Source organism: Sphingomonas rhamnosi, assembly GCF_036663615.1.
Taxonomy (GTDB): Bacteria; Pseudomonadota; Alphaproteobacteria; order Sphingomonadales; family Sphingomonadaceae; genus Sphingomonas.
Map to the genome: position 1 here is coordinate 21,874 of NZ_JAXOJJ010000008.1, position 25,783 is coordinate 47,656.

The 25,783-nt window shown below is 67.6% G+C and carries 30 protein-coding genes and 2 other RNA genes; 9 read left to right on the forward strand and 23 right to left on the reverse strand.

Going from position 1 to position 25,783, the window contains the following annotated elements; translation table 11 throughout:
- Positions 1 to 131: 131 nt before the first annotated feature.
- Both U1701_RS15575 and U1701_RS15580 read right to left on the reverse strand, forming a co-directional pair.
- Entirely contained in the window at positions 132 to 446 is a 315-nt protein-coding gene (locus U1701_RS15575) for a (2Fe-2S) ferredoxin domain-containing protein (protein WP_332783497.1), read from the reverse strand.
- Positions 443 to 982: a J domain-containing protein gene (locus U1701_RS15580; RefSeq protein ID WP_332783498.1), complete on the reverse strand. Its 540-nt coding sequence runs from the start codon at positions 980 to 982 to the stop codon at positions 443 to 445. Before U1701_RS15580 ends, U1701_RS15575 begins: the two co-directional genes overlap by 4 nt.
- A 213-nt stretch (positions 983 to 1,195) precedes the next feature.
- Between U1701_RS15580 and U1701_RS15585 the strand changes: the two genes are divergently transcribed.
- Positions 1,196 to 2,776 (forward strand): SulP family inorganic anion transporter, encoded by a 1,581-nt coding sequence (locus U1701_RS15585; RefSeq protein ID WP_332783499.1) that lies wholly within the window; start codon positions 1,196 to 1,198, stop codon positions 2,774 to 2,776.
- A complete protein-coding gene (locus tag U1701_RS15590; protein ID WP_332783500.1) occupies positions 2,773 to 3,411 on the forward strand; it encodes a carbonic anhydrase in 639 nt (212 codons plus the stop codon). The genes U1701_RS15585 and U1701_RS15590 overlap by 4 nt, the downstream gene beginning before the upstream one ends.
- Before the next feature lie 41 nt (positions 3,412 to 3,452).
- Here U1701_RS15590 and U1701_RS15595 read toward each other — a convergent pair whose 3' ends face one another.
- The 10 genes from U1701_RS15595 to U1701_RS15640 form a co-directional block, all read right to left on the reverse strand.
- Positions 3,453 to 5,411 (reverse strand): hypothetical protein, encoded by a 1,959-nt coding sequence (locus tag U1701_RS15595; protein WP_332783501.1) that lies wholly within the window; start codon positions 5,409 to 5,411, stop codon positions 3,453 to 3,455.
- A 43-nt stretch (positions 5,412 to 5,454) separates the two neighbouring features.
- Positions 5,455 to 5,838: RNase P RNA component class A (rnpB, locus tag U1701_RS15600), an RNA gene on the reverse strand.
- An 11-nt stretch (positions 5,839 to 5,849) separates the two neighbouring features.
- Positions 5,850 to 6,482 carry an N-acetylmuramoyl-L-alanine amidase gene (locus U1701_RS15605; protein WP_443026080.1) on the reverse strand — a complete coding sequence of 211 codons (633 nt, stop codon included), beginning with the start codon at positions 6,480 to 6,482 and terminating at the stop codon, positions 5,850 to 5,852.
- A gap of 148 nt (positions 6,483 to 6,630) precedes the next feature.
- A complete protein-coding gene (locus U1701_RS15610; protein WP_332783503.1) occupies positions 6,631 to 7,473 on the reverse strand; it encodes a CheR family methyltransferase in 843 nt (280 codons plus the stop codon).
- Positions 7,470 to 8,570 (reverse strand): chemotaxis-specific protein-glutamate methyltransferase CheB, encoded by a 1,101-nt coding sequence (gene cheB, locus U1701_RS15615; protein ID WP_332783504.1) that lies wholly within the window; start codon positions 8,568 to 8,570, stop codon positions 7,470 to 7,472. Before cheB ends, U1701_RS15610 begins: the two co-directional genes overlap by 4 nt.
- Before the next feature lie 16 nt (positions 8,571 to 8,586).
- Positions 8,587 to 8,952 carry a response regulator gene (locus tag U1701_RS15620; RefSeq protein WP_332783505.1) on the reverse strand — a complete coding sequence of 122 codons (366 nt, stop codon included), beginning with the start codon at positions 8,950 to 8,952 and terminating at the stop codon, positions 8,587 to 8,589.
- 72 nt (positions 8,953 to 9,024) lie between these two features.
- On the reverse strand, positions 9,025 to 9,453 hold the full coding sequence (locus U1701_RS15625; protein ID WP_332783506.1) for a chemotaxis protein CheW: 429 nt from the start codon (positions 9,451 to 9,453) through the stop codon (positions 9,025 to 9,027).
- On the reverse strand, positions 9,453 to 11,753 hold the full coding sequence (locus U1701_RS15630) for a chemotaxis protein CheA (RefSeq protein ID WP_332783507.1): 2,301 nt from the start codon (positions 11,751 to 11,753) through the stop codon (positions 9,453 to 9,455). The genes U1701_RS15625 and U1701_RS15630 overlap by 1 nt, the downstream gene beginning before the upstream one ends.
- Before the next feature lie 66 nt (positions 11,754 to 11,819).
- On the reverse strand, positions 11,820 to 12,464 hold the full coding sequence (locus U1701_RS15635; RefSeq protein ID WP_332783508.1) for a histidine phosphotransferase family protein: 645 nt from the start codon (positions 12,462 to 12,464) through the stop codon (positions 11,820 to 11,822).
- A 135-nt stretch (positions 12,465 to 12,599) separates the two neighbouring features.
- Entirely contained in the window at positions 12,600 to 12,986 is a 387-nt protein-coding gene (locus U1701_RS15640) for a M67 family metallopeptidase (protein WP_332783509.1), read from the reverse strand.
- A gap of 17 nt (positions 12,987 to 13,003) precedes the next feature.
- Here U1701_RS15640 and U1701_RS15645 point away from each other — a divergent pair, with 17 nt between their 5' ends.
- Genes U1701_RS15645 through U1701_RS15665 form a run of 5 tightly spaced genes read left to right on the forward strand, consistent with a single transcriptional unit; the run spans position 13,004 to position 17,159 of the window.
- A complete protein-coding gene (locus tag U1701_RS15645; RefSeq protein ID WP_332783510.1) occupies positions 13,004 to 13,951 on the forward strand; it encodes an RluA family pseudouridine synthase in 948 nt (315 codons plus the stop codon).
- 55 nt (positions 13,952 to 14,006) lie between these two features.
- Positions 14,007 to 14,909: an RNA polymerase sigma factor RpoH gene (gene rpoH, locus U1701_RS15650; RefSeq protein ID WP_332783511.1), complete on the forward strand. Its 903-nt coding sequence runs from the start codon at positions 14,007 to 14,009 to the stop codon at positions 14,907 to 14,909.
- Position 14,910: 1 nt separating this feature from the next.
- The gene (locus tag U1701_RS15655; RefSeq protein ID WP_332783512.1) at positions 14,911 to 16,236 is read left to right on the forward strand and encodes a flavin monoamine oxidase family protein; all 1,326 of its coding nucleotides are present in this window, start codon (positions 14,911 to 14,913) and stop codon (positions 16,234 to 16,236) included.
- Positions 16,237 to 16,245: 9 nt separating this feature from the next.
- Positions 16,246 to 16,923, forward strand: coding sequence for a monofunctional biosynthetic peptidoglycan transglycosylase (gene mtgA / locus U1701_RS15660; RefSeq protein WP_332783513.1), 678 nt, complete (start codon positions 16,246 to 16,248; stop codon positions 16,921 to 16,923).
- A gap of 17 nt (positions 16,924 to 16,940) precedes the next feature.
- On the forward strand, positions 16,941 to 17,159 hold the full coding sequence (locus U1701_RS15665) for a DUF3253 domain-containing protein (RefSeq protein WP_332783626.1): 219 nt from the start codon (positions 16,941 to 16,943) through the stop codon (positions 17,157 to 17,159).
- Between the two features lie 168 nt (positions 17,160 to 17,327).
- Here the strand turns inward: U1701_RS15665 and U1701_RS15670 are convergent, their stop codons facing one another.
- The 8 genes from U1701_RS15670 to U1701_RS15705 all read right to left on the reverse strand — a co-directional run bounded on the left by U1701_RS15670 (position 17,328) and on the right by U1701_RS15705 (position 23,192).
- Positions 17,328 to 17,651, reverse strand: a complete 324-nt coding sequence (locus U1701_RS15670) for a YbaB/EbfC family nucleoid-associated protein (RefSeq protein ID WP_332783514.1) — start codon at positions 17,649 to 17,651, stop codon at positions 17,328 to 17,330.
- Complete coding sequence (locus U1701_RS15675) at positions 17,648 to 19,303, reverse strand: DNA polymerase III subunit gamma/tau (RefSeq protein ID WP_332783515.1); 1,656 nt, start codon at positions 19,301 to 19,303, stop codon at positions 17,648 to 17,650. Before U1701_RS15675 ends, U1701_RS15670 begins: the two co-directional genes overlap by 4 nt.
- Positions 19,304 to 19,838: 535 nt before the next feature.
- Positions 19,839 to 19,932, reverse strand: an RNA gene (gene ffs / locus U1701_RS15680) — signal recognition particle sRNA small type.
- A 55-nt stretch (positions 19,933 to 19,987) separates the two neighbouring features.
- Positions 19,988 to 20,224 carry a hypothetical protein gene (locus U1701_RS15685; protein WP_332783516.1) on the reverse strand — a complete coding sequence of 79 codons (237 nt, stop codon included), beginning with the start codon at positions 20,222 to 20,224 and terminating at the stop codon, positions 19,988 to 19,990.
- A gap of 73 nt (positions 20,225 to 20,297) precedes the next feature.
- Positions 20,298 to 20,579 carry a hypothetical protein gene (locus U1701_RS15690; protein WP_332783517.1) on the reverse strand — a complete coding sequence of 94 codons (282 nt, stop codon included), beginning with the start codon at positions 20,577 to 20,579 and terminating at the stop codon, positions 20,298 to 20,300.
- A gap of 239 nt (positions 20,580 to 20,818) precedes the next feature.
- A complete protein-coding gene (locus U1701_RS15695) occupies positions 20,819 to 21,124 on the reverse strand; it encodes a 2Fe-2S iron-sulfur cluster-binding protein (protein WP_443026076.1) in 306 nt (101 codons plus the stop codon).
- Positions 21,121 to 22,194 (reverse strand): cysteine desulfurase family protein, encoded by a 1,074-nt coding sequence (locus U1701_RS15700; protein ID WP_332783519.1) that lies wholly within the window; start codon positions 22,192 to 22,194, stop codon positions 21,121 to 21,123. Before U1701_RS15700 ends, U1701_RS15695 begins: the two co-directional genes overlap by 4 nt.
- Positions 22,191 to 23,192: a cysteine desulfurase family protein gene (locus tag U1701_RS15705; RefSeq protein WP_332783627.1), complete on the reverse strand. Its 1,002-nt coding sequence runs from the start codon at positions 23,190 to 23,192 to the stop codon at positions 22,191 to 22,193. The genes U1701_RS15700 and U1701_RS15705 overlap by 4 nt, the downstream gene beginning before the upstream one ends.
- Positions 23,193 to 23,282: 90 nt before the next feature.
- On the opposite strand from U1701_RS15705, the gene U1701_RS15710 reads away from it, so the two are divergent.
- On the forward strand, positions 23,283 to 23,939 hold the full coding sequence (locus tag U1701_RS15710) for an alpha/beta hydrolase (protein WP_056015710.1): 657 nt from the start codon (positions 23,283 to 23,285) through the stop codon (positions 23,937 to 23,939).
- Complete coding sequence (locus U1701_RS15715) at positions 23,936 to 24,181, forward strand: hypothetical protein (protein WP_332783520.1); 246 nt, start codon at positions 23,936 to 23,938, stop codon at positions 24,179 to 24,181. The genes U1701_RS15710 and U1701_RS15715 overlap by 4 nt, the downstream gene beginning before the upstream one ends.
- Before the next feature lie 4 nt (positions 24,182 to 24,185).
- On the opposite strand, the gene U1701_RS15720 is transcribed toward U1701_RS15715, so the two are convergent.
- From U1701_RS15720 to U1701_RS15725, 3 genes are read right to left on the reverse strand one after another with little or no spacing between them, the layout of a single operon-like run.
- Positions 24,186 to 24,344, reverse strand: coding sequence for a hypothetical protein (locus U1701_RS15720; protein ID WP_332783521.1), 159 nt, complete (start codon positions 24,342 to 24,344; stop codon positions 24,186 to 24,188).
- A 51-nt stretch (positions 24,345 to 24,395) separates the two neighbouring features.
- Positions 24,396 to 24,749: an energy transducer TonB gene (locus U1701_RS18755; protein WP_443026077.1), complete on the reverse strand. Its 354-nt coding sequence runs from the start codon at positions 24,747 to 24,749 to the stop codon at positions 24,396 to 24,398.
- Positions 24,750 to 24,800: 51 nt separating this feature from the next.
- The gene (locus U1701_RS15725; protein WP_332783522.1) at positions 24,801 to 25,766 is read right to left on the reverse strand and encodes a threonine ammonia-lyase; all 966 of its coding nucleotides are present in this window, start codon (positions 25,764 to 25,766) and stop codon (positions 24,801 to 24,803) included.
- Positions 25,767 to 25,783: the final 17 nt, after the last annotated feature.

A 25,783-nucleotide genomic window follows, 5' to 3' on the forward strand; every position in this document is an offset into this window, starting at 1 on the left:
ATTGCCGTCGCGAACAGGTCCGCGCCGCATGAACTGGGGGCCCTATCAGCGGTGCGGGCCGTTTTCAAGCCAAACACGCCGTTCTGCACATACGTCGATCTGGAATTTTGGCGCGGACCTTGTCAGCCCTGTCAGTCTGACGGAGCGGACGACCTGAACAGCATCGTCTCGACGGCGGACAGGTCTGTTCGCGCAGGAACGACGAGCCACCGGTCGGGCTGCGCCGCGTCCATCACCACCACGGCGTTCTTGGGGCAAACCCCCAGGCATTTGGTCTCGACGACGCCGAGCGTTGCCTTGCGCCCCTTCTTCAGTCCCAGTTCTTTGCGCAACGCCTTGGCCAGCGGCGTGCGCCCACCCTTGCCGAAACCGCCGTCGAGCTTCTTCGAGCATTTGCCGCAGACCAGCACGGCATCGGCCCAGTTCGCCCGGACCAGACGGATCATACAGGCTTCCACGTCCGCGCATCCTCGGCGGCGCGTAGCACTTCGTACGCGGCCTGGACGCCCTGGAAGCGCGCCGCGGCGTCCTTGTCGCCGGGGCGGACATCGGGGTGATTCGCCTTCGCCATCCGCCGCCACGCCGCGCGGACATCCTCGAACGTCGCGTCGACCTCGAGGTCCAGGACTTCGAGCGCGCGCATTTCGTCGCGCGAGCGGCTGCCGTCGCCCGAGCCCGCCCAGGCATTGTGCCGCGAGCTGGTATATTCGTCGGCGGTTCGCGTTTCGGCGGCCTCGCGCTCGGCGGCTTCCTCGGCGCTCAGACCCTCGAAATAATTCCAGCCGCGATTGTATTCGCCGGCATGCGTCGAGCAGAAATACCAGCGATCCGGGCTGTTGGGCGATTTCGGCGCCGGGCAGTTGCCGGGCTCGTTGCAGCCGTGCCGATCGCACAGCCGGACGGTGACCGCCTCGTTGGCGGAGCCATAGCCGCGCCAGCGCGGGAAGCCCCAATCGGACGATCGTGTTGTGGTGCGCGCCATAAGTGGTTCGAAATAGGCTTCCTCGCGCACAACGCAACCACGCGCACCGAAACTGCCGCACTGCAGCATCTGGTCGTACGTACGCCACGGCTCGTCGATTAACGAACATGAACATTTTGTCATGTGCCAAGACGCACTGTGCCCGGTTCGGGCATTCTAGGCTGCGTGCCCAAGCGCCGCAACCAAGCCGACACCTTAGTGACAGGAACCCTGGTGCCGACACTTATTCCGAATTTCAACAACTGGCGCGCGGATCTTCCCGCGTCGATCGTGGTCGCGCTCGTCGCGCTGCCCCTGTGCCTCGGGGTCGCGCTGGCGTCCGGTGCGCCCCTTTTTGCCGGTCTCATCTCGGGGATCGTCGGCGGCATCGTCATCGGCGCGCTGTCGAAGTCGCCGCTTTCGGTCAGCGGGCCCGCTGCCGGGCTGACCGTGATCGTGCTCGCCGCGATCGAAAGCATGCCCAGCTACCAGATTTTCCTGCTCGCCGTCGTCCTAGGCGGCGTGCTGCAGATCGGCTTCTCGCTGACCCGCGCGGGCGTGCTCAGCGAATTCGTGCCGTCGTCGGTGATCACCGGCATGCTCGCCGCGATCGGCCTGATCCTGATCCTCAAACAGATCCCCCATGCAGTCGGCTACGACTCCGAATCCGAGGGGATATTCGAATTCTCGACCGGAGACGGCGTTAACACCTTCACCCGGGTGTGGGACAGCTTGACCGGCAGCCTGACCCCTGGGGCGGTCCTCATCGCCGGGATCAGCCTGGCGTTCCTGTTCTGGTGGGAAGGCGCGCGGCCTAAGACCGGTCCGCTGCGCTTCGTGCCCGGCCCGCTCGTCGTCGTGCTGATCGGCGTCCTCGGCAACGCGCTTCTCGGGCTCGTCATCCCCGCATGGCAGCTGCAGGCGACCCACCTCGTCCAGGTGCCGATCACGCAGAGCCTGTCGGAATTCCCGTCGCTGTTCACGCGGCCCGACTTCAGCGGGATCGGCCTGCCGGTGGTGTGGACCACCGCGATCACGCTCGCGATCGTCGCCAGCCTCGAATCGCTGCTGAGCGTCAAGGCGGTCGACGAGATCGACCCACGCCGCCGCCGCACCGACAAGAACTGGGAGCTGATGGCGCAGGGCGGCGGCAACATCGTCTCCGGCATGATCGGCGGCCTGCCCGTCACCTCGGTGATCGTGCGGTCGTCCGCGAACGTCGATGCGAAGGCGGAAAGCAAGCTGTCGACGATGCTCCACGGCTTCTGGCTGCTGGTCAGCGTTGCGCTGATCCCGTCGGTACTCAACCTGATCCCGCTGTCGGCGCTGGCCGCAGTGCTGATCGCGACGGGGTACAAGCTGACCAAGCCCAAGCTGTTCATCGAACGCTACAAGCAAGGGTGGACGCAGTTCATCCCGTTCGTCGTCACGGTGGGCGCGATCCTGTTCACCGACCTGCTCGAGGGCATCGTGATCGGCATCGTCGTGGGCTTCGTGTTCGTCATCGCGCGCAACTTCCGCACCGCGATCACCTTCGCCTCCGACGGCACCGACTGCCTGGTCCGCGCGCGCCGCAACCTGTATTTCATGCACAAATACGAACTGCAGAAATCGCTCGACCGCGTGCCCGATAATGCGACCGTGCTGATCGACCTGTCGTCGACCAGCTATGTCGACCTCGACAACGTCGACATCATCAACGCCTTCATCAAGGGCGCCGCCTATCGCGGGATCACGGTCAGCGTACGCGGCGACATCGCCGGCAAGCGCGCGCAGTTGATCAACGCCCCCTCCACCGAGGTGAGTTACGCATGAGACGCTACAAACAGCTGTTGCTCGCCAACAAGGCCTGGGCGGCCGAACTGACCGACGAAAACCCCGCGTTCTTCGCGCGCCAAGCCGCCGGGCAGAAGCCCGAATTCCTGTGGATCGGCTGTTCGGACAGCCGCGTCAGCCCCGAACAGATGACGATGACGCAGCCGGGCGGGATGTTCATCCACCGCAACATCGCCAATCTGGTCAACGACGACGACCTGAACCTGATGTCGGTGCTGCAATATGCGGTCGACGTGCTGGGCGTGAAGCACGTCATCGTCTGCGGCCATCATGGCTGCGGCGGCATTCGCGGGACGCTGGACGGGGGGACCGACGGACCGGTCCACGAATGGCTCGCAACCGCGCGCGACGTGCTGCGCGCTCACCAGGACGAGATCGACGCGCAGGAGTCCGAGGAGGCGAAGGTCAACCGCCTGGTCGAGGTCAACGTCCGCGACCAAATCGTCCGGCTGGCACGCACCAAGACGGTGCAGGCCGCGTTCGCCAAGGGGCAGGACCTGGCGCTGCACGGCTGGGTCTACGACATTCGCGACGGCCACATCAAACCGCTGATGGAGGTCGATGCGGCCACCGTTCTGGAGGAGATACCGCGGCCGGAGAAGGTGCTTCACTGAAAGCACCCGTCCTCCTGACCATGGTCAGGAGGACGGGCCGTTTACGGCAGCCGAAACGCAACCCGGCGCGTCAGCCCGCCGCAACCGACTCCCCCGTCGGGCCGGAAGGTCTTGCTGAACCGCGAGTCCGACATGGTCTGCACCCCAGCGCGCGTGAAGATGAACGGCGGGTAGCTCAGCACCGCGCGCTCGTTGAGCACCTTCCCATCGGCCGCGACGTCGAACTGGGTCTGCGTCCATCCCTCGAACCCCCACATATGCGCTTCCTCGGGAAAGGTCCCGCCGGCGGACACCAGCCGCGGAGGGTTGTCGAGGATGGCGCACTGATTCGCCGCCAAGCCTGATTTCTCGAACGAGGCCCGTGCGGCCTGCTTGTTGCCGTTCGCCTCTTCGGCGGACGCGAGCCGGATCAGCGCGCCGACGCGCATCGGATCATTGCCCGGCAAGGCCGAATCGTCGGCAACTTCGCGCAACAGAGTGCGCGAGCGCTCGCTGTTGGTGCGGCGTTCGTTATCGGCCAGCAACAGCCGGATGGCAGCGCGCGCCGACGGATCGGCGGCGTAGACGGGATCGGCCAGCAAAGGAGTCAGGACGCGGCGATACACATTGCCGCGCCAGTTGTCCGACGTCGCGGTCAGGCGCTCCGGCATCTCGAAGGTCAGGCGCACGAGCGGCGGCGCGGCGTTCGCCTGCGCGACGCCGCGGGCCCGGCTCCACAGGGCGTGCGATTCCTCACGCCCGACGACGCTGTTGGCGGCGAGCGCGTATAGCGCGGGTAGCACCGCAAGCGCCGTGGCCCCCGCCTTCGCCTCGGCCGCCGCAAGGGCCGCGCGCTGTCGCCCAACCGCCGCGGCGTCACCTCCATGCTGGTCGTCGGGCGCGATCAATCCCTTGGTCGCGAGCCAGGCGCGGGTTTCGGACTGGAGCAACGTGGTGAGCGAGGGCCGTTCGAAGCTCGTCGAGCAGCGCATCTCGACGCGGACGTTGGCGCGAAAGAACGGCGGCAGTTCCTTGACCTGTTCCGGCGTCCACGACCAGCCGCGCGCGGCACGCGCGAACTCCATCGCGACCTTGCCGCCGCCCGCCGCGTAAATCGGTGCGACGCCGAACACGGTGCCGTCATTCGCGATACTGAACTCGACGACCGCCATGTCCTGCGGCTTCAGTCCCGCCTCCCCGCCACAGTCGGGCGGGGTCATCTGCACCGCCGGATCGAACGTGCCCTTGGTCAGTCGCCCCGCCCCGGTCATCGCCATGTAGCGGCGCGCCTCGTCGCTCTTGCCCGCAAGCAGCGCCGCGATCGCCGCGTCCGACCGCGCCGAGACGTCGCGGATGTCGGTCTGCGACGTCAGTCCGCCCAGCAGCTTGACCGCCTCTGCGGCATGCGTTCGCGCGCCGGCAAAGTCGCCACGGTTGAGCAGAAGCAATGCGTGGCGGCGTGCAATGACCGCTTTCGACACCTTGTCGAAAGGCTCGGCGGCCGCGAGCGCGTCCGCCCGCGCCAGCATCGCCGTGGCTGCCGCGGGATCGACGAAGACAGCGGTTTCGACGAACGCCGCCATCGCCGCCATGCGGTGCGCGGAATCGGGCGATGCCTTTTCCGCAGCGGCATAGGCTTCGTCGGCGCTCGCATAATCGATCGCGTCCTGCGCCACGCCGCCGAGGTTGAAATAGGCACGCCAGCGATCTTCGGCGAGCGACGGGTCGCTGGCCGGTAACAAAGCGAGTCCCGCGCGGGCCGCCTGCACCGCGTCGTCGGATCGCTGCAAGGCGAACAGCGCGCGGCTCTTGCGCACCAGCGCGATTCCGCGGCTGCGCGAGCCAGGCTTGGTGCGCGCCTCGAGCTTTTCCCACGCTGCCAGCGCGGCTGCCTTGTCGCCTTTCGCGTCGAGCGCCGCGGCGGCTTCGAAGTCCTGTTGCAAGGTCGGCACCTGTGCTGCCGCAGCAGAGAGGGCCAGACACGCCGTCCCCAGCGCGCCAATCGATCGAATCCGCATCATATCCCCCTGATCCCTCGGGAGATTGTGCGCTGCTTTGCGCGAAAGTGCCAGAGGGTCTGTAAGCCGGGTTCTGTCCATTCCCGGTCCTTCGACCGGAAGTTGGGCGACCATTCCTCTAGGACGACGCTTGCGCGCCGCCTCAAGCAACCAACCCGGGTGACGAGCTGGAACGAAGCCCATGTGCCACCCCTATTCGGTCTTGCTCCCGGTGGGGTTTGCCGTGCCGCCCCTGTTACCAGGCGCGCGGTGCGCTCTTACCGCACCCTTTCACTCTGACTGCCCCAGCCTGCGCTGGAGTTTAGCCGTCTGCTCTCTGTGGCACTGTCCCTGGGGTCGCCCCCGCCGGGCGTTACCCGGCACCGTCGTTCCGCGGAGCCCGGACTTTCCTCGCGTGCTCTAAAACACCCGCGGCCGCCCGACCCTCTGGCGCGCAGACCCCTAGTCGTCCCCCAGCGGTTTGGGAAGCAGCAACGCGAGCAGGATCATCCGGCATTCGGCGTCGATCTCACCGTCCACCAGTTCGGGGCGAAAGCGGCGCTGGAACGCCATGATCGCCGCCATCCGGTTGCTGACATCGTAGCCGAAGCGTTCGAGCGCGAGACAGAAGCCGCCCTCGGTCCAGCACGGGTCCATCAGATGCTTGGTCGGCCGCGGCAGCGCCAGGCGACGCCTCGATAGCTCGTGCCAGGGGAACAGCTCGCCCGGGTCGCGCTTGCGGGCGGGCGCGATGTCGGAATGGCCGACGACGTTGCCGCGGGTGATCTCGTACCGATCCTTGATCTCCGCGACCAGCGGCAGCAGCGCGGCGATCTGTTCGGGCGGAAACGGACGATAGCCGAACTCGTGGCCGGGATTGACGATCTCGATCCCCACGCTCGCCGAATTGACGTCCTCGATCCCGCGCCAATGCGATCGGCCAGCGTGCCAGGCGCGCTTGTCCTCGTCGACCATGCGCACCACGGTGCCGTCCTCGTCGATCAGATAATGCGACGAGACCTTCGCTTCGGGGTCGCGCAGCCGCGCGATCGCCGACGCGCCGTCCTGCATGCCGGTATAATGCAGCACGATCATCGTGATCGGCAGCAGCCGTTCGTCGAAATTGGGCGAAGGCGTATCGATGATCCTCAAGCGCGCTGTCCCTTCGCCATTCGACGGGACCGTAGCGGCAACCGACCGGCGAGGTAATAGGGCTTGCCGTTCTGCGCGGTCACCCGCAACGCTAGCCGACCTGCTCGTAGCAGCCGCGGAAGCGCCGGCTCGGTTCGAACGCGCGCGTCTGGCCGATCACCGTCTCTCCTGCCCCCAGTATCAGCAACCCGCCGGGCCGCATCGCCGTTGCGATCCGCGGGAATACCTGCGCCTTGGTATCGGTCGACAGATAGAGCAGCACGTTGCGGCAGAGCACGACGTCGAACCGGCCCGGCGGCGGCGCGTCGGCGACCAGATTGGCGCGACGGAATGCGACCATCTGTACCAATTCGGGCTTCGCGACCCAGTCGCCCTCAGCACTGTCGAACCAGCGCATCATGCGGCGGATCGGCAGTCCGCGCTGAATCTCGAACTGGCTGAAGCGGCCGGCACGCGCGCGGGCGATCGCGGTGTTCGACACGTCGGTCGCGACGATTTCGGGTATTGGCGCGCCGCTCGCCTCGTGCCGTTCGGCGAACAGCATCGCCAGCGAGAGCGGTTCCTGCCCGGTCGAGCATCCTGCGCACCAGATCCGCACGCGGCGCCGTTCGGCCTCGGCCTGCGCGACCGCGGCGGTGATTGAGTCGAAGACCTGCGCGTCGCGGTAGAAGCTCGTTTCCTGGTTGAGCAACGCGTCCACGATCCGGTCGCCGATCACCCGATCGTTCCCCTCCAGCAGGTGAGTCACGAGCTGATCGAGCGTATCGAGATCGCGTTCGCGCAACAACGGTTTCAGCGCGGTGTCCATCCGCCACGACCGATAGGCGGCGATCTGCTGCCCCGTCCGGGCCTCGAGCAGAGCGGTCAGGACGGTGATGCTGCTCGCCGACGCGACCGGCGGAGGCGAAAAGGCGGGTTGCGGTTGGACGCTCATGGACGGCGGCGCGACGCGACGAGGCGGCCGATCGCGTAGGGGGTCATTACCGCATCGGCGATGCCGGCCGCGGCGACGGCACCCGGCATGCCCCACACCACCGAGCTCGCCTGGTCCTGCGCGATGACGCAGCCCCCCGCGTCGTGCACGCGGCGCGCACCGTCGGCGCCGTCACGGCCCATGCCGCTCAACACGACCGCCAGCATCCGTGCGCCGTAGACGTCCGCCATCGATGCCAGCATCGGATCGACCGAGGGCATGCAGCCGCTTGCCGCGGGGTCCGTCACCAGCCGCAACGCCGCGCCGCCGTCGGCGAGCTTCACGCATTTGAGATGCGCGTCGCCGGGTGCGACGACGATGCGACCGGCGCGGATCCGCAGGCTGTCGGTCGCGACATCACAGGGGCGTCCGCCAAGCACCGCGAGCTGCGCCGCGAAATAGGGCATGAACGAGGTCGGCAGATGCTGGGTGACGACGATCGGCAGGCGAAATCCGACCGGCAGTGCACGGAGCAGCTGGCTCAGCGCGTGGATTCCGCCCGTCGAGGCGCCGATCGCGACGATGTCATAGTCGTCGCTGGTGGCGTTGGGGATCGTCGGCGCCGAACTCACGGGAAGCGCGACGACCTGGGCCGCGGTCCGCGGTGACGGCAGGTGGGGGTCGCGGAGCCGTTCGAGCTTGTCGAGCAGCGCGCGACCGAACTGCGCCGACAGCGCCGCGCTCGATTCCGGCTTGGCGAGCGTTTCCGCGGCACCCAGCGCCAGCGCCTGGATCGTCGTGGCGGCGCCCTCGTCTGCCGAAGACGAAACGATCAGCACCTTCGCGCTACCCCCGGCTGCGATCAGGTCGGGCAACGCGGTCAGTCCGTCGATACCCGGCATCGCTATATCGAGGAGGATGAAGTCGACCACGACGCGGCCGAGGAAGTCGAGCGCAGCCTTGGCCGTACCGACCGCACCGGCAACCCAGAAGCGCTCGCTCGCGTCGATCATCCGCCCCATCACCGCGCGGGCGACGACCGAATCGTCGACGATCAGCACCCGCGCCTTGTCGTCGTGCGGAAACGCGGCGAACCGCGATGGAACCGGTCGGATCATGGCGGGCGGGTCCGGATCAGGCCATGCCGACGATCTGGAGCTTGCTTTCCAGCGTCTCGCGATCGAACGGCTTCATGACATATTCGTCGGCGCCCGCTTCGATCGCGGCGCGGATATAGGCCATGCCGTTCTCGGTCGTGCAGAACACCACTTTGGGCCGCCGCGGTACCTCGGCCTCGCGCAGCGCGCGCAGGAAATCCATCCCGTTCATTACCGGCATGTTCCAGTCGAGCAGGATCACGTCGGGCATCGACTCCTGGCACGCCTTCAGCGCTTCGCGCCCGTCACAGGCTTCGCTGACCGAGAAATCCAGTGTCTCGAGGATATGGCGCGCGACTTTGCGGATCACCTTGGAATCATCGACGACAAGACAGGTCTTCATGGAGGGCCTTCCGGAGTTCACTCGCCGCCTGCTACGGTCGAAAGGGTAAGCGTCGCGTTAAGCGACGCTTTTTTATACAAGAACCGTCGCCGCGCCGGGGACGACCGCGGCCAGATCGAGGATCAGCAGCGGCTCGCCGTCGCGCTCGACGATCCCCACGCCGGCGCGCGCCCAGCCGCGATCGAGCGCGAGGCCCGGCGGCAGGGCCAAGGGATCGAACACCGCGACATCGTCCAGCGCATCGACCAGCACCGCGTAGTGATGACCATCGACCCGCGTGATCACGGCGCGCCGCGCGTCGGCGGGGGTGGGGTCGAGCCCCAGCGCGATGCCGGTATCGATGACGGTCACGACACGACTGCGGAGCGCGGCGAGGCCACGGACGGCATCATCAGCGAGCGGAACCGCGACCACGTCGCCGATGTCGACGACCGAATCGACCTGCCCCGACTGAATGGCGACGCCGCGGCCGGCGATCTGGGCGATCAGGAACAGTTCCATCAGCGCGATCCCTTGCGGGCGACTCGCGTCGCCATCGCCTCGATCAGCGCCGGCCGGTCGTAGCGATAGATGCTGGCGTCGTCGGCGCCCTGCCCGGTGCGATTGCGGCGCAGCGTGACGACCGGCGCCAGCGTCTCGGCGACCACGGCATCCTCCATCGCCAACGCGATCGCGGGCTGTTCGCCGGCGCCCAGGCTGGTCACGCAACGATAGCCCGACGCCTCGAGCGCCGGCTTCAGAAACGTCTCCATCCACCCCGACCCGTCGACCTGCAACAGACACACGGGTTGGGTCGCGCGCGTCACCGGCTCGCCCGCGAACAGCGCATGCGGGTCGATCAGCTCGACCGGCTCGTCGCCGATCATGACCACGCCGGCGATCGGTCCACCGCCGCGCGCCGGACCCATCGCCTTGGGCAGGATGACGATCTCGATCGGTTCGGCGATCGCATACGCCATCTCGCTCTCACCGTCGGTCAGCCGGAGCACCGCCACTTCGGTGCGCGCCCCCAGATCGCCGACGATGTGGAGCGGAACGGTGGTGCCATCGATCGTCAGCCGCATCGCGCCGGCTGCAAAGCAGATCATGCCGACCGGCACCGTGTCGACTCGGTCAATCACCGCCAGCGCGATCGCGCGACGATGCGCGTCGAGATCGTCGAACAGCAACGCCTGGACGCCCGGTTCCTCGGGCTCGACCGCGGCGTCGTCGGCAAGGGACTTGGGTACGAACACCAGTCCGGCGACCGCCGCGATTCCGCCGCCGTCGAGCAGCAGCATCGGCAGTCCGCTGTCTGGCAAGGTCATGCCCGCATAGATCCCGGTCGCCATCACCGCAGCGCAGGCGGGTTTCACGACGAGCTCCTCGGTATCCAGCACGGTATCGACCCCGAGCGCGTAGTCGCCCTCGCGCGTCGAGATGACGACGAGGTTGGTCGGCGGCATCGCATCGACGTTCAGCAGCGCGCCCAGCGACACCAGCGGCATCCGTCGCCCGCGCACCGCCACCGTCGACGCGTCCCCGATCATGTCGATCCGCACCTGATCGCCGCGCACGCGGACGATCTCCTCGATCGTCTGCCGGGCGAGCGCGAAGCGTTGCGCGCCGACGCCGACGACGATCGTCGACAGGATCGACAGCGTCAGCGGCACATGGATGACGATGCCGAGCCCCTTGCCCGGGAGGTTGGTCAGCACGATCCGCCCGCCAATCTGTTCGATATTGGCGCGCACCACGTCCATGCCCACGCCCCGGCCCGAGATCGCCGTCACGGTATCGCGTGTCGACAGCCCGGCATGGAAGATCAGGTTGAGCCGGCCCGTGTCGTCCATCGCTGCCAGCTCGGCGTCGCTGTACAGTCCCTGCTGGCGCGCCTTGGCGACCAGGCGGGCGGTGTCGATGCCGCGGCCGTCGTCGGCGACCTCGATCAGGATCTGGTTCCCCGACTGGCGCGCCGAGACGACGAGACGGCCGGTCGATGCTTTGCCCGCGACCGCGCGGTCCGCCGGCGATTCGATACCATGATCGACCGCGTTGCGGATGATGTGCCCCAGCGGATCGCGCATCAGCTCGATCATCTCGCGGTCGAGCTCGACGTCGGCGCCCTCGATGACCAGGTTGACGGTCTTGCCCAGTTCGCCGCTGGCGTCGCGGACCGTCCGCGGCAGCGCCGAGAACAGCGCGTCGATCCGCTGCATCCGCGTCCGCGTCACGGTATCGCGCATGTCGGCGACCGTCAGCGACAGCCGTTCCAGCGCCGCCTCGACCGCAGGATCGGGAACGCCGTCGCGCAGCCGCCGCGCCAGTTCGTTGCGCGCCAGCACCATGTCCGACATTCCGCTCATCATCCGGTCGAGCAGGTCGACGTTCAACCGGACGCTGCGGCTGGCGCTACGGCTGCCGCCGACCGGCGCCGACGTCGCCGCCGGCCGCGCGTCTTCCGCCAGCGCTGCGATCAGCAGGTCTTCGCTCGAATCGTCGAGCCCGACGCCGGCATCGATCGCCTCGACCAGTTCGCCGATCCGATCGACGATCGCGAGCACGGCGTCGACCAACCGGGCGTCGGGAACGCGGGTGCCGTCGCGAACCGCGGCGAGCACGTCCTCGGCGGCATGGCTCAGCCGCCCGAGCCGTGGCAGGTCGAGAAACCCGCAGCTGCCCTTGACGGTGTGGACGAACCGGAAGATCGCATCGAGCCGTGCACGATCGCCGGGCGCGGCTTCCCATGCGACGATCTCCCCCGAAATCGCCTCGAGCGTCTCGCGGGTTTCGGCAATGAATTCCTGTAGCAGATCGTCCATGCAGGCCCCGCGGATAGGGGGCCGTCATGACCGGCTCAGGTTAAAACTGCGTTAGCTTTGCCGACGCTATCGCCCGTTGAACACCGCGCCGAAGATCATGATTCCCTCGGCAGGCTCGGACACCAGCACCGTCCCGCCGGCTTCGGTCACCAGCGTGTTGATCATGTATGCCGCCGCGGCGCGCGGGGTGACGGTGTGGACGCCCTCGCCCTCGATCAGCGTGCGACGGATCTCGGGGTCGAGGACGATGCGCGCGCCCTCGATCTTCACGACGATCTCCAGATGCCCCTCATTGTCCTCGCCGCCGATCTCCATGCGACCGCCACGGACCAAGGACTCGCTTGCCATCAGCGCGAGGTTCATCAGCACCTTGATCGCGGTCTTGGGCATCGTCGCCTCCTCAACCGCCCAGTGGAAGTCGATGCGCCGGTTTTCCGCGATCAGCCCTTCGATCGCGCCGCGCGCTTCATCGGTGGCCACCATTTCGCCGAATCCGCCCGCCGCGCCGAAGGCAAGGCGGAAGAATTTGAGCTTGCTGGCCGAGACGCGCGCGCTGTCCGCGAGCAGTTCCATGCATCGCTCGCGCATCGCCGGATCGGTCTCGTCGGCGAGCAGTTCCAGCCCGTTGTTGAGCGCCCCCACCGGGGACAACAGGTCGTGGCACAATCGCGAACACAACAGGCTCGCAAACTCGACCGGGCTGACAGTCATGGAAATCCCTTCGTCACAAGCCGGCTTTGTGGCGGGGCGCGTACGAAGGCGCAAGCCGTTCTCCGGTGAGGATCGAGCCCCAAGGTCAAGCAGTGCCGCTCTCGCAACTCCAGCGCTCCCGCTTTTGCACGACTACTAGACGAGCACTTCCTCGACGAACGCCCCCACCTCGACCGAGCGCCACAGCCGCGCCTTACCACCGCCGAGGATCAGCCACAGCGCGCCATCGCCCATCGCCTGTGCCGCATCGCGCGGCGACGGGACAGGCGCGCCTGAAGGATGCGAATGGTAATGCCCGACCACCGCGGGCCCGCCGCCCCGCGCCCGCCGATACGCAGCGAACAGCGCTGCAGGATCGATCTCGAACGTCCGCGCGGGATTCGGGGCGACGTTCGCGCAGGGTTCCGCCGCAGCGATCCAATCCCCTGCCCCCAGCAGCAACCCGCAGATCTCCGCGTCCGGCGACGCATCCGCCGCGGCGATTAGCGTCGCCAGAAGTCCGCTTGAAATCGACACGCCCATCGCCACATCGCTACCGCATGGACCGGGGGGTTTCCACCATCGAAGCATCGATTACGGCGGCGAGCGACGGGCTGCGGCTCGACCGCGCGCTCGCCGATGCGCTGCCCGAGATGTCGCGCGCGCGGGTCCAGGCGCTGATCGCGGCGGGTGCTGTGTCGCACAACGGCCGACCGGTCAGCGACGCGTCGCGACGCGCGGCCACTGGCCAGGTCTTCGCGGTCGCCGTCCCTGCCCCCACGCCGCTCCACAACGAGGCGCAGGATATCCCGCTCGTGGTTGCCTATGAAGATGACGATCTGATCGTGATCGACAAGCCCGCCGGGCTCGTCGTCCATCCGGCCGCGGGGAACTTCGACGGGACGCTGGTCAACGCGTTGCTGCACCACTGCGCGGGCAACCTGTCCGGTATCGGCGGAGTCGCGCGGCCGGGGATCGTGCACCGGATCGACAAGGACACGTCGGGGCTGATGGTGGCCGCCAAGTCGGACCGCGCGCACGAAGGTCTGGCGCGCCAGTTCGCCGATCACAGCATCGACCGGCGCTACAAGGCCATCGTCGGCGGGGTGCCGCGCCCGTCCGCCGGAACCATCGACGCGCCGCTCGCGCGCAGCCCGCAGAACCGCAAGAAGATCGCGATCGTCGCCAGCGGCAAGCGTGCGGTGACGCATTACACAACGCTGACCCCGCTTCGCGATGCAGCATTGGTCGAGTGCCGGCTCGAAACCGGACGCACGCATCAGGTCCGCGTCCACATGGCGTCGCTGGGCCACGCCTTGCTGGGCGACCCGGTTTATGGTAGAACAAAACATGCTCAAAAGTCGCTGCTCGAAACGCTGGGTTTCCGGCGGCAGGCCTTGCATGCCGCGCGCCTCGGGTTCATTCATCCCGTGAGTATGGTCGCTCTGGCGTTCGACAGCGAAATGCCTGCCGATATGCAGGAACTGTTCAGTCACCTTCACGTATAGCTATCGGGTGCGATGCCGCATTGCAGCACGCACTTCAGGAAAGGGAATTCAGATCATGGCAGCTCGCAGCAACGTCCCGGCGACCATTCCCGCGCTCGGCAGCGAAGCGGGCCTCAATCGCTATCTCGCCGAGATCAAGAAATTCCCGATCCTGCAGCCCGAGCAGGAATTCATGCTCGCCAAGCGTTTCCAGGAACATGGCGACACAGATGCTGCGGCGCAGCTCGTCACCTCGCACCTTCGCCTCGTGGCGAAGATCGCGATGGGCTATCGCGGCTATGGCCTGCCGACTTCGGAGCTGATCTCCGAGGGCAATATCGGGCTGATGCAGGGCGTGAAGAAGTTCGAGCCCGACCGGGGGTTCCGCCTCGCGACTTACGCGATGTGGTGGATCCGCGCGTCGATCCAGGAATATATCCTGCGCTCGTGGAGCCTCGTAAAGATGGGCACCACAGCCGCCCAGAAGAAATTGTTCTTCAACCTTCGCCGGATGAAGAGCCGGCTGGATGCGTTCGAGGACGGCGATCTGCGGCCCGAGCACCTCACCAAGATCGCGACCGATCTAGGGGTGACCGAAGCCGAGGTCACCAGCATGAACCGCCGCATGGCGATGGGCGGCGACACCTCGCTCAACGTGCCGATGCGCGAGGATGGCGACGGCCAGTGGCAGGATTGGCTGCAGGACGACGCGCCGTTGCAGGACAAGATTGTCGCCGACGCGCAGGAGGCCGATGTCCGGCACTCGATGCTGGTGTCGGCAATGGACGATTTGAACGAGCGCGAGCAGCACATCCTGACGGAGCGGCGCTTGACCGACGACCCGAAGACGCTCGAGGAGCTGTCGCAGGTCTATAACGTGTCGCGCGAGCGCGTCCGCCAGATCGAGGTGCGCGCGTTCGAGAAGCTGCAAAAGGCGATGATGCGGATCGCCGGCGAGAAGCGCCTGCTCACCGTATAAGATGGCCCGCACCGTCGTCATCGGCGGCGGTGCGGCCGGTATTGCTGCCGCCCGGACGTTGCATGATGCGGGCGAGGACGTGCTGCTGGTAGAGGCGGGGGACCGTCTCGGCGGACGCGCGCGGAGTGTGTCGCTTCCCCTACCCTCGCCCGTCACCCCAGCGCAGGCTGGGGTCTCCCGTGGTTCGCGCGGCGGTGACCCGAACTGGGAGACCCCAGCCTTCGCTGGGGCGACGGGAATGGGTCGTTGGGCAACCCTCGACGAAGGCTGTGGCTGGCTGCACTCTGCCGCACGGAACCCATGGACCACCATTGCCGAAGCTGCAGGCTTCACCGTGGACCGGTCCTCAGCCAACTGGCGCACCCAGTGGCGCGACCTCGGCTATCCCCCCGAAGATCAGAAGGCTGCGCACGCCGCGTTCGGCGCGTGGAGCGAGCGGGCGCATGCGGCGCTCGGCGGCGTCGACCGGCCGCTCTCCGACTTCATCGCGCCCGACGATCGCTGGCGCGGGATGATCGATGCGATCTCCGGCTATGCCAATGGCGCGCCGCTGACACAGGTCTCGCTGCACGACTGGTCCGCCTATGAGGACGCCGCGACCGACGACAATTGGGCGGTGGTCGAGGGCTATGGAACCGTGGTCACCGGTCATGCCGCGGGAATTCCCGTACGCTTGTCGACCCCGGTCACGCGGATCGATCATCGCGGCCTTCGCCTGAAGCTGGAGACGCCGGCGGGGACGATCGATGCGGACCGCGTCATCGTCTGCGTTCCCACCACGGTCCTGGCGCGTGAGGATCTGGCGTTCGACCCGCCGCTCCCCGAGAAACAAGCCGCAGCGGACGCCTTGCCGCTGGGGCTCGCCGACAAGGTGTTTCTCGCGGTCGACGGACCCGAATGGCCGGCCAACGCGCACCTCGTCGGCAACCCCTACAGCGCCTGCACGGCCAGTCACCGGCTGTCACCGTTCGGTCTGCCGATCGTCGAAAGCTTCTTCGGCGGCGACTGCGCCGAGGCGCTCGAGGACGGCGACGCTGCGCAGTTCGCAATCGACGAACTCGTCGCGTTGCTCGGCAGCGACTGGCGACGGCGGTTGACCCCGCTCGGCGCAACGCGCTGGCGGCAGGTGCCGTATATCGGCGGCAGCTACAGCCACGCGCGGGTCGGCCACGCCGGCCAGCGCGCGGTGCTCGCCGCACCCGTCGACGACCGCATCTTCTTCGCGGGCGAGGCGTGCCACCCCCACGACTTCTCGACCGCGCACGGCGCCTACGCGACCGGCGTCGCCGCGGCGCGCGCGATTTGCCAGCGGCGCGTGATCGCATAAGGAGCGCGGATGCTCGTTTCTGTCCTTCGCATCGTCCTGAAAGCCGCGCTGCTGTTCGTCATCGTGACGGTCGCCTGGGTCGGGCTCTACCGGTTCGTGCCGCCGCCCTTCACCTGGACGATGATGGGCGACGTCGTCGCGGGGCACGGCGTGACCAAGGACTGGATGCCGCTATCGAAGATCGATCCCGACATGGCGCGCGCGGCGATCGCCGGCGAGGATTCGCGGTTCTGCACGCACAACGGCTTCGATTTCCGCGCGATCGCCGGCGCGGTGGCGCGCAACGCGAAGGGTGGGCGGATCCGCGGCGGCTCGACGATCAGCCAGCAGACCGCGAAGAACGCGTTCCTGTTCCAGGGCGGCGGTTATGTACGGAAAGTGTTCGAGGCGTATTTCACGGTGTTGATCGAGGCGCTGTGGGGCAAGCCGCGGATCATGGAGGTGTATCTGAACATCGCCGAAACCGGGATCGGCACGTACGGGGCCAATGCGGGGGCGATGCGGTATTTCCATCATGACGCGTCGAAGCTGTCGCCGACGGAGGCCGGGCGGATCGCGGCGGTGCTGCCGCTGCCCAAGAAACGTGCCGCAATCGATCCGCACGGGTTCGTCAGGAAGCACGGGAATACGCTGTCGCGGCGGGTCGGTGTGGTGCGGAACGATGGGCTGGATGCGTGCCTGAAGTGATTGCGCGGGATGCGGTGATGGCGCTGGTTGCTCGGCGGGCGCCCGAGGCGACGGTGTGTCCGAGCGAGGTGGCTCGGGCGCTCGTTGCGGGGTTTGATGCTTCGGCTTGGCGGGAGGCTATGCCGGTGGTGCATGCGGCCGTCGATCAGCTGGTCACGGAGGGGCTGGTGCGGTTGAGTTGGAAGGGCGCGCCGCTTGCGGCGCGGGCCGGGCCCTACCGGATCAGGAGAGCCTAGGCACCCCAGCCCCCGTTCGTCCTGAGTAGCTGCTGAGCTTGTCGAAGTAGCGTATCGAAGGACAGGGTGGCGCTCGCAACCTATGCTTCGATACGAAGCCTTCGATACGCCCCTTTGGGCTACTCAGTCTCTACTCAGCACGAACGTTTAAGGGGTAGGATCGAGCGCTTAGAACGGCAGCTTGAAGCCCGGCGGCAACTGCAAGCCACTGGTCATCTTCGACATTTCGGTGCCCGAGACCGCATCGGCCTTGGTCCGGGCGTCATTGAACGCGGCGGTCAGCAGGTCTTCGAGCATCTGCTTCTCGGCCGGGACCATCAGCGAATCGTCGATCGATATGCCGATGATGCGGCCCTTGGCGGACGCCTTGACCTTGACCAGGCCGCCGCCCGAGGCGCCCTCGACCTCGATCGTGTCGAGATTGGCCTGCGCCTTTTCGAGTTCGCTTTGGACGTTCTGCGCCATGGCGAGGATTTCATCGATGTTCTTCATGCGTTGCTCCGTTGGCTCGGCCAGGTTTCGAGTTCCGCGTCGGGGAACGCCTCGCGCGCGGCCTTCATCATGGGGCTTTCCATATAGTGCTGCTTGTTCGCCGCGTCAGCCGCCTCCTGCATTTCGCGCAACGTCGGCTCGCCGGGGGCGTCCGCCAGCGTCACGCGCCACACCGTCTGGGTCAGCGCCTTCAGCGCCGCGGTGAAATCGCCGAGCGTGTCGGCGGAGATCGGGCGGCTGCCGCTGAGCACGATCTCGGGCGGGGCGTAGCTCACGACGCGGGCGCCGTGACGCAGACGCGCGGCGATCGCGATCGAGCCGTTGTCGTCGAGATGGTTGACCAGCGCCTCGAACGTCTCGGGGAACAGCGGGCCGGTCGCGACGGGTTCGGGCGCCGGTGGGGGCGCAGGCGCCGGCGCGACGGGTGCGGCGATCGTCGGCATCGGCGCGCCGCTGGCGATCTGCCGCGCGAGCTCGCCGGGATCGGGCAAGGTCGACGCGTGGATCGCGCGGAGCAGCGCCATTTCTGCCGCCTCGATCGGCAGCGCGGCCTTGGCGACCTCGTCATGACCCTTGAGAAACAGCTGCCATAGGCGGTGCAGCGCCGGGAACGACAAGGCCGCCGCCCATTCGGCACGGGCGGTACGCTCTTCCATCGGTTGCGCTGCGTCGGGCGGCGTGCCGACCTTGGTCAGCGTGATGCCGTGAACGGTCTCCATCAACGACCGCAGCACCGACACCGGATCGACGCCGTAATCATATTGCCGGCGCAGCGACGCGAGCGTGCCCGCCGCATCGGCGTTGAGGATCAGCCCGAGCAGGTCACGCACCGCGCCGCGATCGGACAGGCCGAGCATCTGCCGGACCGCGTCGGCAGTGACACCCGCACCGTCGAGGCTGCCATGCGCGATCGCCTGGTCGAGGATCGACAGGCCGTCGCGCGCGGAGCCTTCCGCGGCGCGGGCGATCAGCATCAGCGCTTCGGGTTCGGCGACGACGCCTTCCTGCTCGGACACCCAGGCGAAGTGGGCTGCGAGCTGTTCGGCGGAGATGCGGCGCAGGTCGAAGCGCTGGCAGCGCGACAGCACCGTGACCGGCACCTTGTTGACCTCGGTCGTCGCGAACAGGAATTTCACATGCGCGGGCGGCTCTTCCAGCGTCTTCAGGAGCGCGTTGAACGCGTTCTTGGTGAGCATGTGGACTTCGTCGATGATGTAGATCTTGAAGCGCGCGCTGACCGCGGAATAGCGCGACGCGTCGATGATCTCGCGGACGTCGTCGACGCCGGTATGGCTGGCGGCGTCCATCTCGATGACGTCCATGAACCGGCCCTCGGCGATCGCCCGGCACGGCTCGCAGACGCCGCACGGATTGATCGTCGGACCGCCCTGCCCGTCCGGGCCGATGCAGTTGAGCGCCTTGGCGATCAGCCGCGCGGTCGAGGTTTTGCCCACCCCGCGGACGCCGGTCATCAAAAAGGCGTGGGCGAGCCGGTCGCGCTTGATCGCGTTGCCGAGCGTCTGGACCATCGCGTCCTGGCCGATCAGCTCGGAAAAGGTCTGCGGGCGATATTTGCGCGCGAGGACGCGGTAGGCCGCGTCCGGCTTGGCGGCGGGCTGCGGGGGTTCGCCTAGATCGAAGGAGTCGGACATTGCGGGCGTCATAGCCGGTGTGGGGCGCGGTGTCGAAGGGCGCGAATGTTGTGAATGTTGGGACGCTGGCGCGGTTTTTGCGGATGCGCGCACCTCGTTTCGTCACCCCGGACTTGGTCCGGGGTCCATGACGCCGCGAAACCGAAGCGCGAGGACGTGCCGCACGATCGATGCCGGAACGAGCTAGGCATAACGGGGTGGTTGGCGATTCGGTAGGCCATGCTCTCGTCGTGACCCGAAGCCGGCATGTAGGACAGCGGAAAATCCCACCCCACGTCCACCCCGGCGAAGGCCGGGGCCCAATTGGGCAACGCCTGTGGCGAGGGCGGCGCTCCGTTACACGGCCATCCCACTTGGGCCCCGGCCTTCGCCGGGGTGGGAAGCACACTAAGGTCTGCCGAATGACGTTGAGGGTAGAAGGGGGCGCGCCGCGGCGGAGCCGCCCTTCGACTGCCTGCCAAGGCAGGCGCTCAGGACAGGCTGTGTCGGACGGGCTTTGCCCGCCGGCCGCGCTCATGTTGCTTTGCAACGTTCGCGGTGGGAGCCGGGACGACCCGCGGCGGAATCGTTGTGGCTGCTTCCTTCCGGATCTGACCAGGTTGGCGACGACCTCGTCCGCCCGACTCCCGCGTCGCCTATGGCGGGGTCGGGCGGCATGTTCAAGCCGGATTAGCGGCCGTTACGTCAGCGGTTGATACGGACCGTGCGGCACACGCGCTGGCGATGATGGTTGCGATAGACGTTGCGGCACACCTGGCGGGTGCGGATGCGGTGGCGGAAGCCCGGGCGATTGTCGTTGTGACGCACGACGGTGCGCTCATGGACGACGGTACGCTGCGCGGACGCTTCGGCGGCGACGCCGACGGGAGCCAGACCGGTGAGTGCGACGAGGCCGGCGGCGGCGATGGTGAACAATTTCATGGAATACTCTCCGAATAAGCGGACGTTAACGGTCCGATGCTATAATGTTACGGATGCGAAACGGTTCCGCGGCCTAGCGATAAATGCGGAAGCACCGGCGGACGGGGCCGTAATAGCCGCGCTGGATCCGGCAGACGACGCGCGACCGGCCATAGCCGCGATGTCCGCGATAGCCCTGGTGGCGATAACCGCCACGATAGCCGCGATATCCCCGGTCGCCGCGATAGCCGCCGCCGTTCCAACCCGGACCGCCGCGATGGCCATCATAGCCGTAGCGCTGCGCGTCCGCCGGAGCGGCACCAATCGCGCCGACCGCGAGGGCTGCGGCGCCGAGCATGGCAATCATCTTCATCATCGAAACTCCTCTCTCTGGCCCCTTACATTAGGGCGATGAGGGGAGATTGGGCCCGTCGGCGTGCACCTTTGCTGAACCCGGTGTTGTGCGGCTGTAAGGTTTGGGGTGTGCTCACTGTACCCCGGCGGAGGCCGGGGCCCAGTTGGGAAGGTCGATGTCACGAAGGATCGCACCCTCCAATATGCGTCCCCCAACTGGGCCCCGGCCTTCGCCGGGGTACAGTGTAGAGGTCGGTGGCCTTAGCCCGGCATCCGCACGGTCAGCCCATCGAGCGCAGCGGTCAGGCGAATCTGGCACGCCAGCCTACTTGTGCGCGTGGCGTTGCGGGCGAGGTCGAGCATGTCCTCCTCGTCCTCGCTCGCCGGCGGCAGACGGGCGAAGTCGGCCGCGTCGATGATGACGTGGCACGTCGCGCAGGCGAGATCGCCTTCGCAGGTGCCCTCCAGCGGCTGGCCATCGGCCTGTGCGACGTCGAGCAGACGGGCGCCCTCGTCGGCTTCGACAGAACTGGTCGCGCCATCGCGCGCGATGAAGTGGACGATCATGGCCATTGTCCTTCTGCCGCGGCGACGATCGAGCCGATCGCTTCGGCCAGCTCGGCCTGGGTGGTGTAGCGGCCGAAGCCGAGGCGGATGCTCGATCGCGCCTGCGCGTCGGTGAGACCGATCGCGCGAAGGACGTGGCTCGAGCGACCCGACCCGCTGGCACAGGCCGAACCCGCGGAGAAGGCGATGTCGCGCAAGTCGGACATCAGCCGGTTCACGTCGAGCCCGTCGCGGCGGATATTGAGATTGCCGAAATAGCGGTGGTCAAGCGCGCCGTTGACCTGCCAGCCACCGAGCAGTGAATGGGCGAACCCGAACAGTTGGAAGACGTTCGCGTCGTCCGCATCATGCCGCTCCGCCATCAGTCGCGCCGCGACTCCGAACCCCGCACAGAGCGCAGGCGACAGCGTGCCCGAGCGGCCCGGCGCTTCCTGCGCACCGCCGTGCAGCAGGGCTGCGAGTTCGACACCATCGCGGATCCATAGCGCGCCGACTCCCTTGGGGCCGTGAATCTTGTGCGCGGAGATGGCGACGAGGTCGACCGTCTCGGGGATCGGCACGCGGCCATAGCCCTGGACCGCGTCGCACAGCATCAGCGCGCCGGCTTCGTGCGCGAGGTCGGCGAGCGCGGCGATCGGCTGGATCACGCCGATCTCGTTGTTGACCAGCATCGCGGCGACCAGCCCGGTGCCCGGCGTGATCGCAGCGCGGGCGACGGAGAGATCGACAAGACCGTCCGCGCCGACCGGCAGGACCGTGACCGGGCGACCGCTCGCCTGCACGGTGTCGAGGACGGCGGCATGTTCGGTGGCGAGCGTGACGATTCCGCCGGTCGTGCCCTTGATCGCCCAGTTCAGCGCCTCGGTCGCGCCGCTGGTGAAGGCGACGGTGCCGCCGGGGGGAAGCAGCGCGGCGATCTGGTCGCGGGCGATCTCGACGGCGGCCTTTGCGCGGCGGCCTTCGCGGTGCGGGGAATGCGGGTTGGCGTGCTGCGATTCGAGCCAGGGGAGCATCGCCGTCAGGGCTTCGGGCGCGAGCGGGGTCGTCGCCTGATAGTCGAGATAGGTCATGCGGCCCGCTTCACGTCGCGGGCGGTGCGGGTCCAGGCTTCGGCGAAGCGGGCGACGTCGTCGGCGGTCGTGGTCCAGCCGAAGCTGACCCGGACGATTTCCGACGCGACCTCCGGGGGATAGCCCATCGCGGCAAGGACGTGGCTGGGCCGCATGCTGCCCGACGAGCAGGCGCTGCCCGCCGAGACCGCGAAGCCGGCCATGTCGAAGCGGATCAGCTGCGCCGCCGACGACACGCCGGGCATGCGGTAGGCCGCGATCGTCGGAATGCGGGGGGATGCGGCGGCGACGATCTCGCCGCCATGCTCGACCACCGCCGCGTCGAGCTGCGCGCGCAGGGCCGGCATGGCGTCGAACCAGTCGCGCGGCGCCTCCAGCGCGGCGGCGAAACCGAGCGCGCCCGGCAAATTCTCGGTGCCGGCGCGGTAGCCGCGCTCCTGGCCGCCGGTGGGATCGAGCAGCGCGAGGTCGCGGACCAGCAGCGCGCCGATGCCCGGCGGGCCGCCGAGCTTGTGCGCCGAGACGACGATCAGATCGGCGTCGGGGAGCGGGAGTTTGCCCGCGGTCTGCGAACAGTCGCTAAGCGTCGCGCCGGCGGCGTCCTGGAGGACGCCGGTCTCGCTGTTGGCGGACTGGACCGCGACGGAGCCCGCCGGCACCGCAGCAATGCGGCCCTCGCCGTCGACCGGAATGATCTGCCCCTGCCCTGCGCGCAACACCGCATCGTGCTCGACCGCGAGCATGGCCATGTCGCCGCGCCCACGGAACGCCAGCGCGATCGCCTCGCTCGCGCCGCTGGTCAGGATGACGTGATGCGGCCAGTCGAGCGCTACCGCGATCCGCCGCCGCGCATCCTCCAGTGCCGCCCGCGCCGCGCGGCCTTCGGCATGCGGCGACGAGGGATTCGCCCAGCGTGTCATCCCCTCCGCCACCGCGGCGATGGCCTCCGGGCGCATCGGCGTGGTCGCGGCGTGGTCGAGATAGGTGCGGGGCAGGATCGGTTCCAATTGCGGAAAGAGGCGTGTGGCTTATATAGCGCGCATATTCCGCCACTCCACCCGAGTGCGCCCCAGCCCCGCGAGTGTCCCATGCCAGAAGTCATTTTCCCCGGTCCCGAAGGCCGTCTCGAAGGTCGTTTCGCCCCGGGCCCGCGCCCGCGCGCACCGGTCGCGATGATCCTGCATCCGCACCCGTCGGCCGGCGGCACGATGAACAACGCGATCGTCCAGCAGCTGTACAAGACGTTCCAGCGGCGCGGGTTCGCCACGTTGCGGTTCAACTTCCGCGGCGTCGGCAAGAGCCAAGGCGTGTTCGACAATGGCGTCGGCGAGCTGAGCGATGCGGCGAGCGCGCTCGACTGGGTGCAGAGCTTCCATCCCGAGGCGCAGACGACGTGGATCGCGGGCGTAAGCTTCGGCGCGTGGATCGGCATGCAGCTGCTGATGCGCCGCCCGGAGATCCGCGGCTTCATCTCGATCGCGCCGCCGGCGAACCTGTATGACTTCACCTTCCTGGCACCCTGCCCTTCGAGCGGGATCATCATCCAGGGCGAAGGCGACGAGGTCGCCACCCCGGGTGCTACGCAGAAGCTGGTCGACAAGCTGCGCACGCAGAAGCACATCACGATCCATCACGACACGATCCCGAAGGCCAACCACTTCTTCGAACACGAGATGCCGCAGCTGATGGGCAGCGTGGACAAGTATCTGGATATGCGGCTCGACCCGAACTCGCCGATCCGGTGACGCGGCGGACCGCCTGGTTCGTCTATAGCCGGCCCTATCCCGGCAAGTTCAGCGCGACTCCGATCCATTGGATCGGCTGGGCGTTGCTGATCGCGCTGCCGTTTCCGGGGGTGGCAGCCGGCGCCGCGATCGCGTCCCTGGGGGGACCGATCGCGGGTCTGGCGGCGACGATGCTGGTGACGGGAGTGGCGATGCTGGCGTTTTTCCGGCTCGTGAAGACGCGGGGCCGACCCGCCGAGTAACCTGCTAGAGTGTCCAGATCGCGACGTTGCCGATCAACACAGCGGCCATCACCAGCATCAGCACGCCCTTCCGCACGTCACGCTTCTTCGCGATGAGCATACCGCCGCCGATCAGGCAGGCGAACGCCGCGAGCATCGCGATAGCGGGTGGAAGCGCGGTCATGCGGTGTATCGTTTGCGCGAGAGATGAATCCCCAACATCAACCCCGCCGACTCAGTGCTGCGGCGCAGGCGCCGAAACGGGCGTCGGCTGCGGTATGCGCCAACGCAATCTACTCGCATAGGTTGAGGTTACCGACTTACCTTCGGCATCCACGCTTGGCTTGAACCGCGCGGTCGCCCGGAGCTGGGTGCAGGTTGCCTGGTCAAGATCGGCATGTCCGCTGGTTTGCGTGATGCGACAGCCAGTGACGCGGCCGTCTTTTGCGAGTTTGACCTCAAATCCTACCGCGCCCTCTTGACGTGCGCGAAGGGCGGTGGGCGGATACGACAATTGCACCGACAGCAACTGCGCGCCCGCAGGTGTGCCGACCACTGACAGGATTACACCAGCCAAGCCCCTATACATGCGCGTATCCCAAATCCGTTTCACCACAGGCCAGCAAGCATGGACGGATCGTCAGAAGCCCGCAATCGCCTTCGCATAGCCGGCCAGATCGACATTGCCGCCCGAAAGGATCACGAGCAGCCCGGGTGCGACCGACACCTTGCCCGCGAGCGCCGCCGCCAGCGCCACCGCGCCGCCGGGCTCGATCACCAGCCGGAGCTTCTCCGCCGCCCAGCGTTGTGCGGCGGCGGTTTCCGATTCGCTGACCGCGACGCCCGTTGCATCCCGGCGCGACAGGACGTCGAAAGTCAGCGGCGAGACGCGCTGCGTCTGGAGCGAATCGCAGGCGGTCGGCGGTGGGTTGGGGCCGACGGGTTCGATCCATGATGCCTCCAGGCTGCGGGTCATGTCGTCCCAGCCTTCGGGTTCGACGATGGTGATCGCGGCGTCCTTCAGCGCGAGCGCGATGCCCGCGGAAAGTCCACCACCGCCGCAGGGGATCACGACGCGGGTCGGCGCCCCTAGACCGAGAGCTTCCATCTGTGCGGCGGCCTCGATCCCGACGCTCCCCTGCCCTTCGATGATCCAGGCGTCGTCGAAGCTCGGCACCAGAGTCGCGCCGCGCGCCTCCGCCAGCCGCGCGGCGATCGTCTCGCGCGATTCGGTGGCGCGGTCGTAGGTCACGACCTCCGCACCGAGCGCCAGCGCGCCCTCGCGCTTCAGCCGGGGGGCGTCGGAGGGCATGACGATCGTCGCGGCGATACCGAGCCTCTTCGCCGCCCAGGCGATACCCTGCGCATGGTTGCCGCTCGAAAACGCCACGACTCCGCGTTTGCGCGCGTCGTCGTCGAGCGCGGTCAGACGGTGCCAGGCGCCGCGAATCTTGAACGCGCCGATCGGCTGCAGCGATTCCGCCTTGAACGCGACCTGCACGCCCTTGATTTCAGCTGTGAAAAGCGGCGTCGGCGGCAGTATCCGCGCGATCTTTTCTGCCGCGTCGCGCACCCCCGCCCGTGTCGGCTGTCGCAAAATCGTCACACATCGTCTCCCGTGGA

Bases quoted from the DNA above. Each gene is read 5' to 3' on its own strand.
- U1701_RS15575 (WP_332783497.1), bottom strand. From the start codon at position 446: ATGATCCGTCTGGTCCGGGCGAACTGGGCCGATGCCGTGCTGGTCTGC.
- U1701_RS15580 (WP_332783498.1), bottom strand. From the start codon at position 982: ATGGCGCGCACCACAACACGATCGTCCGATTGGGGCTTCCCGCGCTGG.
- U1701_RS15590 (WP_332783500.1), top strand. From the start codon at position 2,773: ATGAGACGCTACAAACAGCTGTTGCTCGCCAACAAGGCCTGGGCGGCC.
- U1701_RS15595 (WP_332783501.1), bottom strand. From the start codon at position 5,411: ATGATGCGGATTCGATCGATTGGCGCGCTGGGGACGGCGTGTCTGGCC.
- U1701_RS15605 (WP_443026080.1), bottom strand. From the start codon at position 6,482: ATGATCGTGCTGCATTATACCGGCATGCAGGACGGCGCGTCGGCGATC.
- U1701_RS15610 (WP_332783503.1), bottom strand. From the start codon at position 7,473: ATGAGCGTCCAACCGCAACCCGCCTTTTCGCCTCCGCCGGTCGCGTCG.
- cheB (WP_332783504.1), bottom strand. From the start codon at position 8,570: ATGATCCGACCGGTTCCATCGCGGTTCGCCGCGTTTCCGCACGACGAC.
- U1701_RS15620 (WP_332783505.1), bottom strand. From the start codon at position 8,952: ATGAAGACCTGTCTTGTCGTCGATGATTCCAAGGTGATCCGCAAAGTC.
- U1701_RS15625 (WP_332783506.1), bottom strand. From the start codon at position 9,453: ATGGAACTGTTCCTGATCGCCCAGATCGCCGGCCGCGGCGTCGCCATT.
- U1701_RS15630 (WP_332783507.1), bottom strand. From the start codon at position 11,753: ATGGACGATCTGCTACAGGAATTCATTGCCGAAACCCGCGAGACGCTC.
- U1701_RS15635 (WP_332783508.1), bottom strand. From the start codon at position 12,464: ATGACTGTCAGCCCGGTCGAGTTTGCGAGCCTGTTGTGTTCGCGATTG.
- U1701_RS15640 (WP_332783509.1), bottom strand. From the start codon at position 12,986: ATGGGCGTGTCGATTTCAAGCGGACTTCTGGCGACGCTAATCGCCGCG.
- U1701_RS15645 (WP_332783510.1), top strand. From the start codon at position 13,004: ATGGACCGGGGGGTTTCCACCATCGAAGCATCGATTACGGCGGCGAGC.
- rpoH (WP_332783511.1), top strand. From the start codon at position 14,007: ATGGCAGCTCGCAGCAACGTCCCGGCGACCATTCCCGCGCTCGGCAGC.
- U1701_RS15655 (WP_332783512.1), top strand. From the start codon at position 14,911: ATGGCCCGCACCGTCGTCATCGGCGGCGGTGCGGCCGGTATTGCTGCC.
- mtgA (WP_332783513.1), top strand. From the start codon at position 16,246: ATGCTCGTTTCTGTCCTTCGCATCGTCCTGAAAGCCGCGCTGCTGTTC.
- U1701_RS15665 (WP_332783626.1), top strand. From the start codon at position 16,941: ATGGCGCTGGTTGCTCGGCGGGCGCCCGAGGCGACGGTGTGTCCGAGC.
- U1701_RS15670 (WP_332783514.1), bottom strand. From the start codon at position 17,651: ATGAAGAACATCGATGAAATCCTCGCCATGGCGCAGAACGTCCAAAGC.
- U1701_RS15675 (WP_332783515.1), bottom strand. From the start codon at position 19,303: ATGTCCGACTCCTTCGATCTAGGCGAACCCCCGCAGCCCGCCGCCAAG.
- U1701_RS15685 (WP_332783516.1), bottom strand. From the start codon at position 20,224: ATGAAATTGTTCACCATCGCCGCCGCCGGCCTCGTCGCACTCACCGGT.
- U1701_RS15690 (WP_332783517.1), bottom strand. From the start codon at position 20,579: ATGATGAAGATGATTGCCATGCTCGGCGCCGCAGCCCTCGCGGTCGGC.
- U1701_RS15695 (WP_443026076.1), bottom strand. From the start codon at position 21,124: ATGATCGTCCACTTCATCGCGCGCGATGGCGCGACCAGTTCTGTCGAA.
- U1701_RS15700 (WP_332783519.1), bottom strand. From the start codon at position 22,194: ATGACCTATCTCGACTATCAGGCGACGACCCCGCTCGCGCCCGAAGCC.
- U1701_RS15710 (WP_056015710.1), top strand. From the start codon at position 23,283: ATGCCAGAAGTCATTTTCCCCGGTCCCGAAGGCCGTCTCGAAGGTCGT.
- U1701_RS15720 (WP_332783521.1), bottom strand. From the start codon at position 24,344: ATGACCGCGCTTCCACCCGCTATCGCGATGCTCGCGGCGTTCGCCTGC.
- U1701_RS18755 (WP_443026077.1), bottom strand. From the start codon at position 24,749: ATGTATAGGGGCTTGGCTGGTGTAATCCTGTCAGTGGTCGGCACACCT.